Source organism: Paenibacillus oryziterrae (assembly GCF_042610485.1).
GTDB lineage: Bacteria > Bacillota > Bacilli > Paenibacillales > Paenibacillaceae > Paenibacillus_AQ.
This window is the reverse complement of sequence record NZ_JBGJZO010000001.1, coordinates 25,349-43,100: the sequence shown is the minus strand read 5'-3', so window position 1 is coordinate 43,100 and position 17,752 is coordinate 25,349. Positions and strand designations below refer to the sequence as shown.

At 44.5% G+C, this 17,752-nt stretch carries 20 protein-coding genes; all 20 read right to left on the bottom strand.

What is annotated here, in order from left to right; translation table 11 throughout:
- Position 1: 1 nt before the first annotated feature.
- Complete coding sequence (locus ACAN55_RS00235) at positions 2 to 421, bottom strand: hypothetical protein (RefSeq protein WP_379126577.1); 420 nt, start codon at positions 419 to 421, stop codon at positions 2 to 4.
- On the bottom strand, positions 418 to 915 hold the full coding sequence (locus ACAN55_RS00230; RefSeq protein WP_379126575.1) for a chemotaxis protein CheD: 498 nt from the start codon (positions 913 to 915) through the stop codon (positions 418 to 420). The genes ACAN55_RS00235 and ACAN55_RS00230 overlap by 4 nt, the downstream gene beginning before the upstream one ends.
- Complete coding sequence (locus tag ACAN55_RS00225) at positions 908 to 1,534, bottom strand: chemotaxis protein CheC (protein WP_379126573.1); 627 nt, start codon at positions 1,532 to 1,534, stop codon at positions 908 to 910. Before ACAN55_RS00225 ends, ACAN55_RS00230 begins: the two co-directional genes overlap by 8 nt.
- Before the next feature lie 3 nt (positions 1,535 to 1,537).
- On the bottom strand, positions 1,538 to 1,999 hold the full coding sequence (locus tag ACAN55_RS00220) for a chemotaxis protein CheW (protein WP_379126570.1): 462 nt from the start codon (positions 1,997 to 1,999) through the stop codon (positions 1,538 to 1,540).
- A 27-nt stretch (positions 2,000 to 2,026) separates the two neighbouring features.
- Positions 2,027 to 4,108 carry a chemotaxis protein CheW gene (locus ACAN55_RS00215; protein ID WP_379126568.1) on the bottom strand — a complete coding sequence of 694 codons (2,082 nt, stop codon included), beginning with the start codon at positions 4,106 to 4,108 and terminating at the stop codon, positions 2,027 to 2,029.
- A 33-nt stretch (positions 4,109 to 4,141) separates the two neighbouring features.
- On the bottom strand, positions 4,142 to 5,551 hold the full coding sequence (locus ACAN55_RS00210; protein WP_379126565.1) for a protein-glutamate methylesterase/protein-glutamine glutaminase: 1,410 nt from the start codon (positions 5,549 to 5,551) through the stop codon (positions 4,142 to 4,144).
- A 35-nt stretch (positions 5,552 to 5,586) separates the two neighbouring features.
- On the bottom strand, positions 5,587 to 6,468 hold the full coding sequence (locus ACAN55_RS00205) for a MinD/ParA family protein (protein WP_379126563.1): 882 nt from the start codon (positions 6,466 to 6,468) through the stop codon (positions 5,587 to 5,589).
- Positions 6,465 to 7,856, bottom strand: a complete 1,392-nt coding sequence (gene flhF / locus ACAN55_RS00200) for a flagellar biosynthesis GTPase FlhF (protein WP_379126561.1) — start codon at positions 7,854 to 7,856, stop codon at positions 6,465 to 6,467. The genes ACAN55_RS00205 and flhF overlap by 4 nt, the downstream gene beginning before the upstream one ends.
- Entirely contained in the window at positions 7,853 to 9,886 is a 2,034-nt protein-coding gene (gene flhA / locus ACAN55_RS00195) for a flagellar biosynthesis protein FlhA (protein WP_379126559.1), read from the bottom strand. The genes flhF and flhA overlap by 4 nt, the downstream gene beginning before the upstream one ends.
- 20 nt (positions 9,887 to 9,906) lie before the next feature.
- Entirely contained in the window at positions 9,907 to 11,001 is a 1,095-nt protein-coding gene (gene flhB, locus ACAN55_RS00190; protein WP_379126557.1) for a flagellar biosynthesis protein FlhB, read from the bottom strand.
- Between the two features lie 12 nt (positions 11,002 to 11,013).
- Positions 11,014 to 11,808, bottom strand: a complete 795-nt coding sequence (fliR, locus tag ACAN55_RS00185; RefSeq protein ID WP_379126555.1) for a flagellar biosynthetic protein FliR — start codon at positions 11,806 to 11,808, stop codon at positions 11,014 to 11,016.
- 5 nt (positions 11,809 to 11,813) lie between these two features.
- A complete protein-coding gene (fliQ, locus tag ACAN55_RS00180; protein ID WP_379126553.1) occupies positions 11,814 to 12,086 on the bottom strand; it encodes a flagellar biosynthesis protein FliQ in 273 nt (90 codons plus the stop codon).
- A 20-nt stretch (positions 12,087 to 12,106) separates the two neighbouring features.
- Positions 12,107 to 12,865 (bottom strand): flagellar type III secretion system pore protein FliP, encoded by a 759-nt coding sequence (gene fliP, locus ACAN55_RS00175; RefSeq protein ID WP_379126551.1) that lies wholly within the window; start codon positions 12,863 to 12,865, stop codon positions 12,107 to 12,109.
- The gene (locus ACAN55_RS00170) at positions 12,862 to 13,386 is read right to left on the bottom strand and encodes a flagellar biosynthetic protein FliO (protein WP_379126549.1); all 525 of its coding nucleotides are present in this window, start codon (positions 13,384 to 13,386) and stop codon (positions 12,862 to 12,864) included. Before ACAN55_RS00170 ends, fliP begins: the two co-directional genes overlap by 4 nt.
- A gap of 12 nt (positions 13,387 to 13,398) precedes the next feature.
- Positions 13,399 to 13,764 carry a response regulator gene (locus ACAN55_RS00165; protein ID WP_019910416.1) on the bottom strand — a complete coding sequence of 122 codons (366 nt, stop codon included), beginning with the start codon at positions 13,762 to 13,764 and terminating at the stop codon, positions 13,399 to 13,401.
- 27 nt (positions 13,765 to 13,791) lie between these two features.
- Positions 13,792 to 15,111 (bottom strand): flagellar motor switch phosphatase FliY, encoded by a 1,320-nt coding sequence (fliY, locus tag ACAN55_RS00160; RefSeq protein ID WP_379126545.1) that lies wholly within the window; start codon positions 15,109 to 15,111, stop codon positions 13,792 to 13,794.
- Entirely contained in the window at positions 15,101 to 16,099 is a 999-nt protein-coding gene (gene fliM / locus ACAN55_RS00155; RefSeq protein ID WP_379126543.1) for a flagellar motor switch protein FliM, read from the bottom strand. The genes fliY and fliM overlap by 11 nt, the downstream gene beginning before the upstream one ends.
- Before the next feature lie 39 nt (positions 16,100 to 16,138).
- Complete coding sequence (locus ACAN55_RS00150; protein ID WP_379126541.1) at positions 16,139 to 16,606, bottom strand: flagellar basal body-associated FliL family protein; 468 nt, start codon at positions 16,604 to 16,606, stop codon at positions 16,139 to 16,141.
- Positions 16,603 to 16,827 carry a flagellar FlbD family protein gene (locus ACAN55_RS00145; protein WP_379126539.1) on the bottom strand — a complete coding sequence of 75 codons (225 nt, stop codon included), beginning with the start codon at positions 16,825 to 16,827 and terminating at the stop codon, positions 16,603 to 16,605. The genes ACAN55_RS00150 and ACAN55_RS00145 overlap by 4 nt, the downstream gene beginning before the upstream one ends.
- Positions 16,828 to 16,909: 82 nt before the next feature.
- Positions 16,910 to 17,728, bottom strand: coding sequence for a flagellar basal body rod protein FlgG (flgG, locus tag ACAN55_RS00140; RefSeq protein ID WP_379126537.1), 819 nt, complete (start codon positions 17,726 to 17,728; stop codon positions 16,910 to 16,912).
- Positions 17,729 to 17,752: the final 24 nt, after the last annotated feature.

Genomic DNA, 17,752 nt, shown 5'->3' with positions numbered 1-17,752 from the left:
CTTATTCTTCTTTCAGGTGACGAACGGCCTGAGCCAATTCTTCAGGATTTAATGTTGAGACCAGTTTCGGGGGCTGCAATGGCTTAAATCCCAGTTCATCGCCACTCCCTTGACCCGGCTTAGGTTTCAGCAGGTCCTTTAATTCTTCATCCTCATCAGGAGTCATCACATCAAAAGAATTGCCAAGCCCCTCATTGTTGTTAGGTATTGTGGAAGATCCCTCTTCCGGCTTGGGTGCTTGAGTAAATATGACACCTAATACCCATCGTATGAGAAAAGCAAGCATAAACCACAGAATAAACCCGAATAAGCCACGTAGTAAACTGGTCATCAATAAATTATTGCCAATAGAAACCAGAAAGGTAAATACAAAACCTATCAATCCGAACAGGACATTAAACCTCATCTTCCCGATCATCATATTTCCTTGGCGCCTTTTTGCACACTTCGGATATACAGAATTCCGGTGCTGCAGGCGATTTCAATAGTACGGCCATAACTGCCGCCAGTATCCTCAGCGATAAGAGGGATGTTTAAAGCTTGAAGTGCAAGTTTGCAGGACTCAACATTGCGGGGTCCAATTCTCATTGTATCGTTACCTCCGGCGAATGCAAACATTTGAGATCCTCCGGCCATTTTGGCAACAATCCTGCTGCGTGTGGCTCCAAGCTCCAAAAGACGGGATAAAAGCTCAGGCACAGCCGTATCCGCAAACTTAGCGATATTCATCTGTCCCTCCCTTGCAATGTCTGAAGAAGGGAGCATCACATGAGCTAACCCGGCAAGTTTCTTTCCGGGATCATACAAGGTTAATCCAACGCAGGAGCCTAGACCTGTTGTCCGGACCAAGCTTTCCTGGCTTCCTACATTGAGATCAGCCATCCCTACCTTGATAATACTTTGTTCCTCAATCATCTTCAAACGGTACTCCTAATGATTTGAAAATTTTCGGAAAAGATTCAGGGTCAGGTATGAGGAAGAATTGACCTTCTATTTCGTCATTGCCCTCAATAAACGTTGTATCGATTAATAAGGCGTTATCGCCCATCTGACCGAATTGCAACAGTCCATAACCAAGAATCGCACCTGCCATATCCATTGCCAGTGCCGGAACCGTAGGATACATAGAAAGAGATGTAAAATCAGCCAGAGAAGATAAATAAGAACCTGCTAGTATATTGCCAATCTCATTTAATGCAGACAACTCCATCTCATCCAACTCATCGCCCTCTGAGATTTCTATGCCTGCAATACGGCTAAGCAAATTCTTCGCCGCTTCCGGAGATAAAATGAAGAAAAGATTGCCAGGAGCTTCCCCATCGACACGCAGAAAAACTGCATATACCAGTTTTTCCGCTCCTCCGACCCGTTCCGTAATCTCCTCAAAACTGAGAAGCTGTACTTTGGGGACAGCCATGTCAATCGGTTTATTCAGGAGCTGGGAAAGTGCAGTAGCAGCATTCCCAGCTCCGATATTACCAACTTCCTTAAGCACATCCATTTTGAAATCCTTCAAATGCTTGAACAGTTCCATAAATTAATCCTCTAGGCTTTCCAATTGCACGATTTCGCTTCTGTTAAGCACTTCGGACAGGTTTAGCATAATAAGCAGCCGATCTTCTCCGATCTTTGCTACTCCATCCAGATATTTAGCCTTTATTCCTCCAACTACATCCGGTGGTGTATCGATGGAGTCGCGATCCAAATCGATAACATCATTCGCCGAGTCAACAATAAATCCGACTTCCATCTCGTTGACCGTAACGATAATGATACGAGTCTGATCACTGTGTTCAGCCTCTTCTATGCCAAAACGGCCGCGAAGATCTATAACCGGAATAACCACTCCGCGAAGATTGATAACACCTTTGATAAAAGAGTACGTTTTAGGAACTCGGGTAATTGGCATCATGCGTTCGATGGTTTGCACCTTTTCAACTTCAATTCCGTATTCCTCTGAGCCTAGTTTAAACACGATTACTTTAATATCTGCAGCCATGGAATGAACCTCCCTGTTCTATCCTAGTTATTTAATGAAAAAAGCATTCGGATCAATAATAAGTGCGACTTGCCCGTCACCAAGAATCGTTGCACCTGAAATCCCTTGAACTTCAGGCAAGTATTTACCCAAATTCTTGATTACAATTTCATTTTGTCCGATAAAATCCTGTACCGCTAGTGCGACCAAACGGTCTGCTTTACGGACAACCACAATTTCCGTCTCATCTTCGGTGTTCTCATCGAAATCTGGAACTGAAAAGATCTTACTCAAAGAAACAAGCGGAATATGCGAATTTCGGAATTCTAGCATTTTGGTACCGTGAATCGTCCGAATTTGGGATCGCTTCACAATACCGGTTTCAACTATGGAGGATAATGGAATCGCATACTTCTCTGACCCCACTTTGATAAGCATAGCCGCGATAATTGACAGTGTCAGTGGAAGTTGAACTGAGAAGTTGGTGCCCTTACCAAATTCTGAGTGAATCGTCACATTTCCGCCAAGTGAAGTGATCTTTGACTTCACCACATCCAGACCAACACCGCGTCCAGAAATATCAGAGATAACTTCAGCTGTGCTAAATCCAGGAGCGAACAGAAGCTGGTACACTTCAGAGTCGGTAAGATTAGCCGATTCTTCTTTAGTAACTACTCCTTTTTTGATGGCCGATTTCAGAACCTTTTCACGTGAGATCCCTGCTCCGTCTTCTTCAATTTCAATAAAGACGTGATTGCCGCTATGGAATGCACGAAGATTGATCGTACCTGTCTCCGGTTTGCCAGCTGCAATACGGTCGGTTACTGACTCTACGCCGTGGTCTACAGCATTACGCAGCAAGTGAACCAGCGGATCACCGATTTCATCGATAACTGTCCGGTCAAGTTCTGTTTCAGCACCAGTAACGATAAGCTCAATTTTCTTATCCAGAGACTTAGCTAGATCACGAACCATACGAGGAAAACGATTGAAGACTGTATCCACAGGCACCATCCGCAGCTTCATTACAATATTCTGTAAATCTGCACTGACCCGGCTCATATGTTCAACAGTTTCCGTTAGGTCCTGATTTTGTGCTTCAGAAGCCAACTGTTCCAGACGGACACGGTCAATCAAGAGTTCGCTGAACAAATTCATCAAAACATCCAATCGTTCAATATCAACACGAATCGTTCTTGAAGGAGCGCCTCCAGTGGCAGGTCTAGTCACTGTTTTTGCACTTTCTTCTTTCAAAGCTACAGGAACAGGAGCGGATACCGCAGTATTTCCTGCTACTGGTACAGCCTCAAGAGTAGCTGCTGATGCAGAACTTGCACTAGCATCTTGTCCCATTTGCTGCAAGGATTCTGCATCAAGCGCAACTGCAGTAACTTTTTCAATCTCGGAAAGGTTGAGAATCATCGACTCAATTTCCGGGGCATCCTTTTGAGTTATGTAGTATAGCGAGAAGCTTTGCTCAAATTTCTCTTGTTCGATATCCTGAACAGAAGGAAAAGACTTTACCACTTCGCCGGATCTTTCGAGCAGATCAAATACCATATAAGCACGTACAGCTTTAAGCTGGCAATCCTTCCGTATCGTTACATCTACATAAAGGACCTTATGCCCTTCAAGTATCGATTGCTCCAGCACAGAGAACTGGAATTCGTCAAGAACGATCGAAAGGTTATCTGCTTTTGCGGGTGTTGCTGCTGCTCCAGAAGTTGGACTCGCAGCGGCATTTGGATTCTCTCCACGCACGATAGCTTGAAGTGAAGAAACAATGGATGAAACATCCGCTTTCCCGTCTCCACCGCCTGTGATATCCTGCACCATAGATTCAAGGGCATCCAAACTCTTAAACAAAGTATCAAAAATAAAATCCTGCATACGAAGTTTGCTATTCCGAACCAGATCGAGCACATTCTCCATCTGATGCGTAAGTGAAGCTAAATCTTCATATCCCATTGTGGCAGCCATACCTTTAAGGGTATGGGCAGACCGGAAAATCACCTGAACGATACTTAGATCCTCAGGGTTTGCTTCAAGTCCCATCATATTTTCGTTTAAAGACTGCAGATGATCATTTGACTCATCAATAAACATGGATAAGTATTGGTTCATGTCCATTGTGAGACACCTCCTCGTGAGTTCGCTTTTCCATTACTTGACAACTTGCACCAGCCTTGGAGCAATCTCTTGCAAAGGCAGGATATGCTTAACACACTGCAACTCCACCGCTGAACGCGGCATTCCATATACAACACAGGTTTCTTCACTTTCAGCAAAGGTTGATGTTACACCTGAATCATAGAGTGACTTCATCATTTTAGCTCCGTCGCTTCCCATCCCTGTCATAATTACGGCATGGCGCTCAAGTAACGTCAATGGAAGAATGGACTCGAACAATGTATCCACTGAAGGACGATGACCATTGCGGGCATCTTCCTTAGTTAAGTTAATCGTATACTGCCCCCCGGTACTTGGGGTAACTTTCATATGGTACCCGCCGGGAGCAATATATGCCGTTCCCTGCCGTAATACCATACCTTGCTCAGCTTCTGTCACAACTAAAGGACTGAAGGTGTTAAGTCGCTGGGCAAGTGATTTAGTGAAATTAGGCGGCATATGCTGCACGATAACTATCGGTGCGGGAAAATCCGCTGGAATATTTTCCAGCAACGCCTTAAGCGCTCGCGGTCCTCCTGTCGAGCATCCAACAGCTACAAGCTTCCGGAGCCCCTCTTTGCCCGCGATTCTCTTGTCCCCGCCGTATACAGGTATGTCGGGAAGTGCTTCGGCGACAGGAGGATACTGCGGAACCGGAGGAACAGATTTTGCTGCAGCTCTCGGCTTAACAACCGGTTTCTCGAACCCTGGTTTAGGTGGATCATTAACAGGTTCCAGTTTACTCTTAGATTTCTTGTCCAGAACTGAAGGTTTAACCGGCTTGGGCACCTTTTCCCTGAAATTGCCCGGTGAAGAAGGTTTTCTCTCAGGAGGACTGAGTTTAGATACATTTCCCGGTGAACGAATAGCCCCTTCGTCCGGTTTAAGAATCTTGGCAGGCCGGACTTCCTCTGATGGAACGTCAGGAACAGACGGCTCAATTTCTTTTGGTATTTCAACTTCCGCGGTTTTAAAAGCGGAGGCTCTAGCTTCTCTCTGCTGCTTTGCGAGCATCGCTTCTTTCATTTGCTCCCGCAGCGATTCCCCTACGCTAATGATATCCTGGGAATTTGAAATAGAAGGCTTGCGGATAAAGTCAAACGCACCTGACTCCAAAGCCAGTATGGTCTCCTTCATCCCCTCTTCATTAATTCCAGACAGCATAATCACCGGAAGAGGATGAGTAGCCATTATTATTTTCAGCGCTTCCAAGCCATTCATTTCCGGCATTTCCACGTCCATTGTTACAAGATCCGGAGCGAGCTCATTAATCTTGTCAATAGCCTCACGACCGTTTGTAGCCGTTGCCGTTACTCGAAAGTCAGCGTCATTTTCAATCAAATCGGAAATGATTTTGCGCATAAATGCTGAATCATCTACAACCAATACTTTATATGGCTCCATAACATTTCCACCTCTGTTCCCATATTTCAGAACACTTATTTACCACGCTTTAACCACTTACTGATAAATCCTTTAATGCCTTGCATTTTAGAGTTTTCTTCTGGACCAAGCGACAGATAGCTGAGCGCAAGTCTATGAATATCCTTAGCTGCGAGACTATTCGGAAATGCCATCGTAAATGGTACCTGCTTCTTTACAGCTTGTACTACATGTGAGTCTGTACTAATGTAACCAAGAAAAGGAATGTTCATCTGCAAAAAGCGGTCTGCAGCCATGCGTATCTTGTCACTTGTCATAGTTGCTTCCTTCTCATCACCAGCCTGATTTACTATCAGCTTAAAGGAAACCTCAGGATGCGAATTATGAACGACCTTCATTAAAGCATATGCATCGGTGATAGCCGTTGGCTCCGGAGTGGTGACTACCAGACAGTCGTCTGCTGAAGTAATAAACTTCATCGTCTCTTTCGAAAGGCCTGCTCCGGTATCAAAGAGGATATAATCCATACTATCAGCAATTTGGCTGATTTGGGATGTGAAATGGTTCAAATCCGAATCTGATAAGGAAAATAATTCATCCATTCCTGATCCGCCAGCTATAAACGGCAGAGAATTGGGGCCTAATTGGATAATTTCCTCAATTTGTGCTTCTCGCTTAAGTAAATGATACAAATTAAACTTCGCTGTAACACCCATCAGAACATCAATATTTGCCATTCCGATATCGGCATCGAACAGAAGGACCTTCCGTCCCATGGCCTTCAAGGTAAGCGCGAAGTTTAGGGTGAAATTCGATTTCCCGACTCCGCCTTTTCCACTGCATACAGTGATAATACGGGCGGATTTCCCTTCACTACTTCCAATTTTGGGACCTTGGCTGGATACAAGCTGTCTTAGGGATTGCGCCTGATCCATCATTTCCCTCCTGTTCCTAACAGCATACTTCCCAGTAGTTCATCAGAAGCCATTAGCAGATCGTCAGGTACATTCTGGCCATTCGAGAGATATGATAATCCAAGCGGAAAGTCCTTCAAAAGATTAAATAAAGGACCGTAACTTCCTGTTTCATCAAGCTTGGTAAAAATAACTCTATTCAGCTTGTACTTGCTAAAATGCTCTGTGATAACTTTCATATCACGGCTTTTTGAAGTCATGCTTAGCACAAGATAGGTCTCGCTTAGCATTTCTTTGGCTAATAGACTCTGCAGTTCAGCTACAAGAATCTCATTGCGATAATTGCGGCCCGCCGTGTCCATTATGATAAGATCACAGCCTTCAAGCCGAGTCAATGCACGCTGCATATCGCCAGGGGACTGAACAACTTCTAGTGGAACATTAAGAATTGATGCATAAGTTCTAAGCTGATCTACCGCTGAAATCCGATAAGTATCAGAAGTAATTAGCCCGACCTTACGCCCTCTTTTGTATAGTTGCTCTGCAGCAAGCTTAGCAATTGTAGTTGTCTTACCTACACCGGTTGGTCCAGCAATATATAATATTCGTGTATCCTTCTGAATTCCGTTACCGATTCTGCCTGAAAGAAATTGATTGATCTGCTCTCTAAATGAATATTCAAACTGTGTCTGCAGCCACTTGCCGCCCTCTTGAGTCCATCGTTCAAAAATCGCATCAATCCATTGTTCAATCAGGACAGTATCCAGCTCCTGATCGATCAGACGCTCTCTAATCGCTTCTAGTGGTTCAGGGAGGTCCTTTCTGCCCGATGCCTGCCTTGCCATTCGCTCCATCCACTGCTTCATATCTCTTATTTCTTGCAGAACTTCGCTATCCAGCACTGAGGACACGGCTGGGGTATGCTCTACCCCCATTGATTCATATAGAGCAGATACAGAGGCTTTGAATGCTTTATCTGAGACAGGCTGCTCAGGCAAATTGGACTCTGTTACCTCACTAACGCTTTCTAGTTCCCTAGACTCTTGCAGAACTGCTACGCTTGCCTGCACCCCAACCGCATCTGTTAAAGCCGCAGCGAATTCTGCATAATTACGATTTTCTACCGGCTTCTTCGCCTCTGGTACCTGTTGAGGAGCGGATGCCTTGGCATATGCTTGCGGTACAGCACTTCTCGGAACACTGAGTGAAGGAGCCGTTCTTTCAATATTTGTACGCTTCTGATCCTTTTCAACCGCAGCTACAACCTCTATCTTCTTTTTCTTAAATAACCCAAGAAAACCTCCGACCTTGATTTCCTTGGTACTTAAGATGACGGCGTCGCTTCCAAGCTCGCTGCGAATGGATTGCATGGCGTCCGGCATCGTGTCGACCACGTAACGCTTCACTCTCATAAATTCACCACTCCAACGCTTTGAATTTCAATATTGGGTTCAAGCTCACTATAGGACAATACAGGAATATCCTGCATAGTCCTTTCAATAACCTGCCGCAGATACATGCGGATTGTAGGAGAGGTCAGTACAATAGGCTGTTGTCCAGCCTGCAGTAGCCTGTTGATTTGTTCCATCAGCCGCTGGTACACGGTTTGAGTAGAAACAGGATCAAGAGCTAAATAACTGCCCTGCTCCGTTTGCTGCACGCTTTCGGCGATTTTTTTCTCAAGTGACGGCCCCACGGTAATCACACGCAAGGTTTCACCGGCTTGAGAGAACTGCTGAGTAATCTGTCTGGACAGCGACTGGCGTACATATTCAGTCAGAATATCCGGATCTTTGGAATAGGTGCCGTAATCAGCAAGAGTCTCGAAAATTGTCACCAGATCTCGAATGGAGATCTTCTCGCGGAGCAGTTTGCCCAGTACCTTCTGAATATCTCCGACTGCAAGTACAGAAGGAATGAGCTCATCCACTAAAATAGGATAATTTTCGCGAAGATTGTCGATTAGCATCTTTGTTTCCTGGCGGCCAAGTAACTCGTGACCAAATCGCTTAATTAATTCTGTCAAATGCGTGGCAACAACAGATGGTGGGTCTACCACTGTGTACCCCGACAACTCCGCGCGTTCCTTAACGGACTCATCAATCCATAACGCAGGTAATCCAAACGATGGTTCCACAGTTTCAATCCCATTTATCGACTCATCATCATATCCTGGACTCATGGCAAGATAGTGATTAAGTAATAATTCACCACCGCCAACTTGATTTCCTTTAATTTTGATGACATATTCATTCGGTTTTAGTTGAATATTGTCGCGAATGCGAATCACAGGTACTACAAGTCCCATTTCTAGAGCACACTGCCGCCTGATCATAATAATTCGGTCCAGTAAATCGCCACCTTGACCTGTATCGGCCAGTGGAATTAGGCCATAGCCAAACTCGAATTCGATCGGATCAACAGTGAGCAGATTGATGACACTCTCCGGACTTCGCACCTCTTCGATCTGTTTTTCCTCCACAAGCTGCTCCTCGGCCATTTGTCTTTTGTTTAAATTTAGTCCCATCCGGTAAGCAGCATATGCCAACAACCCTGCGAGCGGGAGAGTGGTTATAAGCTGGATCGGGGTGAACAACCCTAAAAATGCCACGGTTACAGCCACGATGTATAATAGCTTGGGATAGGATGTTAATTGCTTGGTTAGGTCCTCAGCCAGATTGCCTGAAGAAGCTGCACGCGTTACGATAAGACCTGAAGCTGTTGATATCAGAAGAGCCGGGATCTGACTTACCAGACCATCACCAATAGTCAGTATAGAATAAGTGGAGATCGCATCTTGAAAAGTAAGACCCTTAATGGTCATTCCGATGATAAATCCTCCGATCAAATTGATCAGGAGGATAATAATACTCGCGATGGCATCTCCCTTAACGAATTTACTGGCACCATCCATGGCTCCATAGAAGTCCGCTTCCTGCGATACCTTTTGGCGGCGGTCACGGGCCTGCTGTTCGTTGATCATACCAGCATTAAGGTCAGCATCAATACTCATCTGTTTACCGGGCATCGCATCGAGTGTGAATCGGGCACCAACCTCAGCCACACGTTCTGAACCTTTGGTGATAACGATAAACTGTACAACCACCAGAATCAGAAACACGATAAAACCAACTGCGATCTGTCCACCGGCAATCCAGCTTCCGAAAGTAGATACAACTTCACCAGCATGACCATGGGTCAAAATTAGTTTGGTTGTAGAGATGTTCAAGGCCAATCGAAACAATGTCGTAATAAGCAGAAGCGAAGGGAATATTGAAAATTCCAGAGCCTCTTTCGTGTTCATTGCTACGAGGATAATAGTTAACGCTATTGATATATTGAGTACAAGAAGAACATCCAGAAGCCATTCCGGGATCGGAAGAATCATCATCAGCACGATACCGATGATACCCAGTAGAACTGTCAGATCTTTTGCTTTCACTGGTCTTGACCTCCCCCGTCTTATCTAGTCTTTCCTTTAAGCCTATATACATAAGCCAGCACTTCGGCAACTGCCTGAAACAGATCGGCAGGGACTGTATCCCCGATCTCTGCTCTTTGAAAAAGAGCCCTTGCCAGCGGTTTATTTTCCATTGTCATAATTCCATGTTCCTTAGCCAGTTCACGAATCCGAAGAGCTACATAATCTTGACCTTTGGCCACGATTTCAGGAGCATCCATTTGGGAGCCGTCATACCTGAGAGCAACTGCAAAGTGGGTCGGGTTGGTGATGATTACATCAGCCTTAGGAACCTCCTGCATCATTCGCTGCATCGCTATCCGCCGTTGCCGCTCCTTGATTTTCCCTTTAATGAGGGGATCGCCCTCTGATTGCTTGTATTCATCCTTGATGTCTTGCTTAGACATTCTAAGACTTTTTTCATGCTCATAACGTTGATAGATGTAATCCAGAATTGCCATGATAATTAATGCTGCTCCAATTTTGGTACCTAGACTTAGGGTCATGCCTGCCGCAAATTTAAAGATAGCTTCCAGGTCCATATGAGAGAGTAAAGAAAAGTTGGCTTTCTGAGCCCATATTGTGCTGTATACCAGATATGCTATAACCAAAAGTTTGAAGATTGATTTTAACATCTCAACTAGTGAGCGGATCGAAAAGATATTTTTAAGACCTTTGATTGGATTGAGCTTACTGAACTTGGGTGTCAATCCTTCAGTTACAGTCAAGAATCCCACCTGCGCCACGTTAACGACAATTGCAAGAACAAAGGTAATCCCCAGCAATGGGGCAAGTATAATAAATATTTGTAACCCATAGTCACTAAGCAACGTTGTTACATTATCAGTAGTTAATTCCATTGATAATCTATTCATAAATATATCTGTATATAAAGCCATCAGACGTTCTTTGATAAATCCTCCAAACATGCTTAAGGAAAGCACAGCCGACAGCAGAACCACCGAGCTTGAGAGTTCAGCACTTTTGGGAACCTGTCCCTGTTTACGGGCATCTCCACGCTTTTTAGAGGTGGCTTTTTCCGTTTTTTCACCGGCGAATAACTGAAGATCCAATTTATAGCGATTCGGCCGCGGCATGATATCCTCCTCTTAAGGTGATTGCGGATTATTCCCCATCACGCCCAGTAAGTTATGCATTGATTCAAACAAAATGTCAAACAGGCTTTGGAACAACACTGCCAGACTCGGCATTAGCAAAAAAAGAAGTATAAGTCCAACAATGATTTTTAGCGGTACGCCTATGACAAACACATTGTACTGCGGAGCCGTTCTGGCCAGAAAGGCAAGCCCGATATCCGTAAGAAACAATGCAGTTACCAATGGAGCCGATATTTGAAAAGCCAACACAAACGATTGCGAAAACGTACGGATCATAAAATCGGACAGGTTTCCACTTACCATTCGGATAAACAAATCATTATCGATGGGAATCCAATTATAACTGTAAATAATTGCATCAAGCATATAATGATGTCCGTTCATACCCAGAAACATAAGAAGCGCGATCATATATTTGAAGTTACCCGTAATGGGTGAGGATGCTCCGGTCATAGGGTCAATAACATTCGCAATCGCAAAGCCGATTTGGATATCGATAAACCCTCCAGCTATCTGGATAGCAGTAAATATTAAGACACCTACAAATCCAAGCATCAACCCGATTAGAACTTCCTTGAAGATCAGTAAAACATAACTCAGATCCTGCGGTATAACGGTTACATCTGCTCTAGCGCTATAGATAACAAGAGAAACAAAAAAAGAAAGTCCAATTTTGAATCTTGTGGGTACACCTCTTGAAGAAAAAACAGGCGCTACAACAAAAAATGATGTAATTCGACAAAAAATAAGCAGAAAGACGGGAAAGCTCTGCAGAATCGTCTCCATAGCTTTTATCTACCGATAAATTGATCGAGGTTGCCTAGAATCTGGCTTGTAAAATCGATCAATTTCGTCAAGATCCAAGGACCAAATATCAGCAGCGCGAGCATAACCGCAACAATTTTCGGTATGAATGCAAGAGTCTGCTCCTGAATCTGTGTTGTCGCTTGAAAAATACTTACGATCAGCCCTACCACCAGACCCAGAATCAGCATTGGCGCGCTAGTTTGAAGCACGATATATACGGCTTGGCCTGCCAGACCGATTACAAAGTCCGTATTCATATCATTTGCCTCCTTAGCAATCAGGTGTTAAAGCTTACTAATAGTGATTTAATGACCAAGTACCAGCCGTCTACCAGTACAAAGAGTAAAATTTTAAAAGGTAATGCGATCATCACAGGTGGTAACATCATCATACCCATCGCCATGAGCGTGCTAGCCACTACAATATCAATTACTAAAAAAGGAATGAATATCATAAAACCCATAGTGAACGCTTTTTTCATTTCCCCAATTGCGAAAGCTGGCACCATTACTGTAAGTGGAATATCAGAATACGTAGCCGGTTTTGCAGAGCCGGTATATCCATTATATTTCATGAACAACAGCAGATCCTTGGAGTCCGTTTGTTTAAACATAAACGCCTTCATTGGATCAGCGGCCTTCTCAAACGCTACAGTCTGGGTAATCTCTCCTTTGATATACGGCTGCAGTGCATTTTCATTCACTGTAGCAATCGTAGGTGACATTATAAATAGCGTCATGAATAATGCAAGCCCTACCAGAACCTGGTTGGGAGGCATTTGTTGAGTCCCCAACGCAGTTCTAACAAATCCGAGTACTATGATAATTCGGGTAAAGCTCGTCATAAGAACAAGCAAGGCCGGAGCAATACTGATCACTGTAATTAGGAGCAGTATGGATATTGAACTTGTATCATTTGTTCCGCCATTACCGATCTGAATATCAATGTTTGGTATAGGTTCGGCATATGTCGGACGCAGGGCTACCAGACTGATGATCCCCAGTAGAAGAACAGCAAGGATAAGTTTCTTTTTCATAGATCCCTCGACTCATTCTTGTTGATATCGTCCGAAAGCAGTTCGTCTAATTTCTCTTTACGCTCTGGATTAGAGCGAAGTTTGGATTGCAGAGTTTCATAAAAAGTTGAGGTCTCATTCAGATCAATTTCTTGTGACTCCACTTCACCGCGCAGCTTGCTTTTGAGCTTGGATATCAGCGGCAAGAGAGGATTGCTCTGTCCAGTGGAAGGATCCTCAAAAGCCGCGATAACCATAGCTACCTCAACCGGGTCGGTGATTTTATCCAATAAGGATATATCCTCACCTACCCCGATCAGGTACAGGCTATTACCAATCTCAACTATCTGCATCGATTTGTTCGGCCCGAGCCCCATAGCACCGAGCGTGCGCATAGACCGCACCCCGGTCAACATCTGATTGCGACGACCCAAGAAGCGGATCAGCAATACAATAAGTACAATAATAACTGCAAGGACAAGAATAACATTAAGTAAGCTCAGCAGGGGGCTACTGTTACCCAGAGTTCCGGGATCGTTCATCCTATCAGATTCCTATACACCCAATGTTTTGTTGATTGCTTCAATTACACGGTCAGCTTGGAAAGGCTTCACAATAAAGTCCTTAGCCCCTGCTTGAATGGCGTCAATAACCATAGCCTGCTGGCCCATGGCTGAGCACATAATTACTTTTGCATTGGCGTCAACTTTCTTTATTTCTTTCAGGGCAGCGATTCCATCCATTTCAGGCATGGTAATATCCATCGTAATCAGGTCAGGACGTAATTCCTTAAATTTCTCAATTGCCTGAGAACCGTCCTGAGCTTCGCCCACCACTTCAAATCCGTTCTTCGACAAAATGTCACGGATCATCATTCTCATAAATGCTGCATCGTCCACGATTAGAATTCGATTTGCCATTTTTACAAAATCCTCCCTAGTTTATGCTCATTGTAATTTTTGAATTCGGTCCCACTGGCTGACAATATCCGTGACGCGTACGCCGAAGTTTTCGTCAATTACCACGACCTCACCTTTGGCGATCAATTTATTATTCACTAGAATATCCACGGGTTCACCGGCAAGCTTGTCCAGCTCGATGATAGAACCTTGAGACATCTCTAAAATATCTTTGATCTGCTTTTGGGTCCTTCCTAATTCTACGGTGACTCTCAGTGGTATGTCCATCAATAAATTTAAATTATTTTCGTCAATATTGCCAAAAGCTCCACCGTTAAGATTTGCGAACTGTACCGGCTGCACATTTACGTTGCGGTTTGGTGCATTATTTTGCGGTGGGAGCTGTCCAGGAGCTTGCCCGTAAGGCATTCCCTGAGGCGGCATACCGTATGGTGGCATGCCCGGCATTCCATATGCTGGCATACCTGCCGGAGGATAATAGTATCCACCTTCCGGCATTCCCGGATACGGCGGCATCCCTTGCGGCGGCGGATAATACGGTGGCTGACCCGCTGGTGGCTGCTGATACGTAGGAGCTTGCTGCTCCATTGGAGGTGCTGCGGCTGCCGCTGGAGCGCTAGGTGGAGCTGCCGGAGCAGATGGTGCTACTTCCTGTTCCATCGCACTGACATCACCTAGAAGCATGGTAACCATATCTTTCGCAAAGGCGACTGGCAGAAGCTGCATGATTGTTGAATCGATAAGATCGCCAATCTTCAATCGGAAAGATATACGGATTAAAGTTTCATCATCAGGCAAGCTTCCGACACCTTCACCGCTGGACATGTTCAGAATATCGATCCCAGGTGGTGAAATGTTAACGAATCGGTTGAATATTGTCGACATTGAGGTGGCCGATGAACCCATCATTTGATTCATTGCTTCCTGCACTGCACTGATATGAATTTCGTTTAATTCCTCGTCTTTGGGATCCCCTTCCCCTCCAAGCATCAAATCGGCGATAACCTGCGCATCCCTGATTTTGATTACGAGTGAATTAATCCCCTGGAATCCATCCACATATTGAACATGAATGGCCACGTGGGGTTTTGGAAAAGCTTCTTCGAACTCATTGCGGGTAATAATGGAAACCTGAGGGGTTGTAATATCAACCTTTTTCCCGAGAAGAGTTGAAAGCGCGGTAGCCGCACTGCCAAAGGTGATGTTTCCAATTTCGCCCAGTGCATCCTGTTCAAAAGCAGTTAAAAAATCGTTAACCGTTTTAACCGGCGCACTCATCGTGCCTTCCGCGGATTGCCTCAAAAGAGCATCGATTTCTTCTTGGGATAAATAATCCTTACTCGTCAATTTCCTCAACTCCTTCGTGAACAATCTCATCTATTTGCACGGCAACCCGGTCTTTAATCATTCCCGGACTTCCAATGAACTTCAGCTTGTTACCCACCTTGATCGACAGACCGGAATCAACTGTTTTATTCAGAGAAATTACATCACCAATATTAAGCCCAAGAAACTCAGAGATAGATAAATTAGATTCTCCAAGTTCGGCAACAATCGGGAGATGAGCCCGCTGTACCCTGTTCTTGATCACTTCCAATTCGTCTGCGTCCCGTAACTTTTTCTCCGAAACAAACCATTGATGGACCGAGAGTCTGGACATGATAGGCTCCAGCACAACGTGAGGGATACAAAGATTAATCATTCCTGTGGTATCACCTATTTTAGTGCTAAGAGAGATCAGTGCTATCGTCTCATTGGGGGAAACTATCTGCATAAATTGCGGATTAGTTTCCAAAGCTTCCATTCGAGGCTCTATATCAAGCACTGTTTTCCAAGCTTCACGAAGACTTTCAAAACATCTGCTGAAGATCCGCTCCATAATAGTAGTTTCAATTTCAGTCAATACGTTTATCTTGGTAGGTGCTGTTCCAAAGCCTCCAAGCAGTCTATCCAGCATCGCAAAGGCAATATTCGGATGAACCTCCATTACCATTCTGCCTTCAAGAGGCTCCGCCTCGAAAATATTAAGAATCGTCATTTTAGGGATGGAGCGGATAAACTCATCATAAGGAAGTTGCTCTACCTGAACGACATTGATTTGTACAAAGGTGCGTAATTGGGCTGAAAAGTACGTCGTAAGATAGCGGGCAAAGTTGTCATGAATCCGCGTAAGGCTGCGAATATGATCCTTTGAAAAACGTACAGCCCGTTTAAAATCATAAGAACGAATTTTCTTAGTGGATTCTTCTTTTTTTAGTTCATCGGCATCCATTTCACCGGATGATAGCGCGGCCAGCAGAGCATCAATTTCATTTTGTGACAGTACATCAACCATTTCAATCACCCCCCCATCAATGAATAAACGTAATACAAGTTATAATGGAGCTAATATGAAGCTGGTGATATCCACCTGAGTCAGTTTTCCATCAGTCAGGGTTTTGTTGATCAGGTTGACTAGCTTACTGCTGAGCTGATCCTTGCCTTGCGCCCCATTCATCTCTTCAGGTTGAGTATCGGCCAGAGTCTTAACGATAATCGGTTTGATTTTGATTTCTTTGATCTTATCAAATTCTTCTTTAGCTTTTGTCGAATCTAATTGAAAAGCAAAATTTATTTGAACGATAAAATCGGGGTCTGCCAAATTAGTTTTAATGTCGGTTATTTCCGAAGTGAGCTCGACGATTTCATCCGCGCTCAGATGTTTGGTTTCTACACTCTCCACAGCGGCCTCAACATCGTTTGAGTTATCCGGAAAGAACTTTCCCATTAAGAGAAATGCCGCTAATACGATTAATGTAATCGCAAGTAAGATTGTTATGAGCCATGGCAGCATTTTTTTCATGAAAGCTCCTCCAATGATTGGACTTTGATAGTCGCCGTATGCGACCCGATGTCCTTGTTGTATTCTTTAATCTTCGCAATAACTTCATCGGCCTTTTCCAGCACGATCAGCCTCTTGCCCGTGACCAGTGTAATATATGTATCCGGGCTTTCCTCCACTATCTCTACCAACAGGGCGTTCAGCCACATGGGCATTCCGTTTAATCGTGTTACTGAAATCATCACAGGCCTCCTAACAAAAAATAGGGGGAGGAGTTCTCCCCCACGTTTAACACGATCCCTTACTTTTTAAAAACGTTATTTATTATCGTTTCAGATTGACAACTTCCTGAAGCACTTCATCAGATGTTGTAATAATCCGGGAGTTCGCTTGAAAACCCCGTTGAGCAACGATCATTTCCGTAAATTCGTTGGTCAGATCCACATTGGACATTTCCAGCTGACCAGCTACGATGGCCCCAGTTCCTGTCTCTGTGTTGTTGGCTGTTGTTGGTTCAAGTGCGCCATCTGTGTTGGCATTCAGCGTCATGCGGTATAGGTTGCCGCCGATTTTTTCAAGACCTTGCGGATTTGTTACCTTGCCGATACCAATTTGAACCCCAGGGACTGTAGTTCCATCACTCATGGATTGAATGAGCGTGCCATCATTGGAAATTGAGAATCCGGTTACCCCTGCTTCCAGCTGGATTACGGCTCCGCCGGAATCCACAACATGCAATCCATCCGAAGTCAGCAGGTTGCCGCCTGCATCGACGTGGAAATCACCAGCACGCGTCAGAAACGGTGTTTCTTGTGCATCAGAAAGTTTGACAAGGAAAAATCCGTCTCCGTCGATCCGTAAATCAGTAGGGTTGTTGGTTGTCATAGCACTACCTGCGAGATGCATGTTGTCAATAGACCCGATACTAACTCCAAGTCCGATTTGTTTAGCGTTGACACCACCCTGAGCTCCATCGGTTGGTGCGGTTACACCTGAAACTGTCTGGCTCATAATATCTTTAAACATTACACGTCCAGCTTTGAAGCCGATCGTATTAACGTTGGCTATATTATTGCCGATTACATCGAGCTTGGTTTGGAACCCGCGCATACCTGAAACCCCTGAGTACATCGATCTTAACATTTATATCATCCTCCCGGAATGTAA

What these genes read in the sequence shown, in the direction of transcription:
- ACAN55_RS00165 (WP_019910416.1), bottom strand. Translation starts at nt 13,764, where the DNA reads ATGGCAAATCGAATTCTAATCGTGGACGATGCAGCATTTATGAGAATG.
- ACAN55_RS00205 (WP_379126563.1), bottom strand. Translation starts at nt 6,468, where the DNA reads ATGATGGATCAGGCGCAATCCCTAAGACAGCTTGTATCCAGCCAAGGT.
- ACAN55_RS00210 (WP_379126565.1), bottom strand. Translation starts at nt 5,551, where the DNA reads ATGGAGCCATATAAAGTATTGGTTGTAGATGATTCAGCATTTATGCGC.
- fliM (WP_379126543.1), bottom strand. Translation starts at nt 16,099, where the DNA reads ATGGTTGATGTACTGTCACAAAATGAAATTGATGCTCTGCTGGCCGCG.
- fliR (WP_379126555.1), bottom strand. Translation starts at nt 11,808, where the DNA reads ATGGAGACGATTCTGCAGAGCTTTCCCGTCTTTCTGCTTATTTTTTGT.
- ACAN55_RS00220 (WP_379126570.1), bottom strand. Translation starts at nt 1,999, where the DNA reads ATGGCTGCAGATATTAAAGTAATCGTGTTTAAACTAGGCTCAGAGGAA.
- fliP (WP_379126551.1), bottom strand. Translation starts at nt 12,865, where the DNA reads ATGAAAAAGAAACTTATCCTTGCTGTTCTTCTACTGGGGATCATCAGT.
- ACAN55_RS00235 (WP_379126577.1), bottom strand. Translation starts at nt 421, where the DNA reads ATGATGATCGGGAAGATGAGGTTTAATGTCCTGTTCGGATTGATAGGT.
- ACAN55_RS00150 (WP_379126541.1), bottom strand. Translation starts at nt 16,606, where the DNA reads ATGAAAAAAATGCTGCCATGGCTCATAACAATCTTACTTGCGATTACA.
- ACAN55_RS00170 (WP_379126549.1), bottom strand. Translation starts at nt 13,386, where the DNA reads ATGAACGATCCCGGAACTCTGGGTAACAGTAGCCCCCTGCTGAGCTTA.
- ACAN55_RS00145 (WP_379126539.1), bottom strand. Translation starts at nt 16,827, where the DNA reads ATGATTTCAGTAACACGATTAAACGGAATGCCCATGTGGCTGAACGCC.
- ACAN55_RS00215 (WP_379126568.1), bottom strand. Translation starts at nt 4,108, where the DNA reads ATGGACATGAACCAATACTTATCCATGTTTATTGATGAGTCAAATGAT.
- flhB (WP_379126557.1), bottom strand. Translation starts at nt 11,001, where the DNA reads ATGCCGCGGCCGAATCGCTATAAATTGGATCTTCAGTTATTCGCCGGT.
- ACAN55_RS00230 (WP_379126575.1), bottom strand. Translation starts at nt 915, where the DNA reads ATGATTGAGGAACAAAGTATTATCAAGGTAGGGATGGCTGATCTCAAT.
- flhF (WP_379126561.1), bottom strand. Translation starts at nt 7,856, where the DNA reads ATGAGAGTGAAGCGTTACGTGGTCGACACGATGCCGGACGCCATGCAA.
- flgG (WP_379126537.1), bottom strand. Translation starts at nt 17,728, where the DNA reads ATGTTAAGATCGATGTACTCAGGGGTTTCAGGTATGCGCGGGTTCCAA.
- ACAN55_RS00225 (WP_379126573.1), bottom strand. Translation starts at nt 1,534, where the DNA reads ATGGAACTGTTCAAGCATTTGAAGGATTTCAAAATGGATGTGCTTAAG.
- fliQ (WP_379126553.1), bottom strand. Translation starts at nt 12,086, where the DNA reads ATGAATACGGACTTTGTAATCGGTCTGGCAGGCCAAGCCGTATATATC.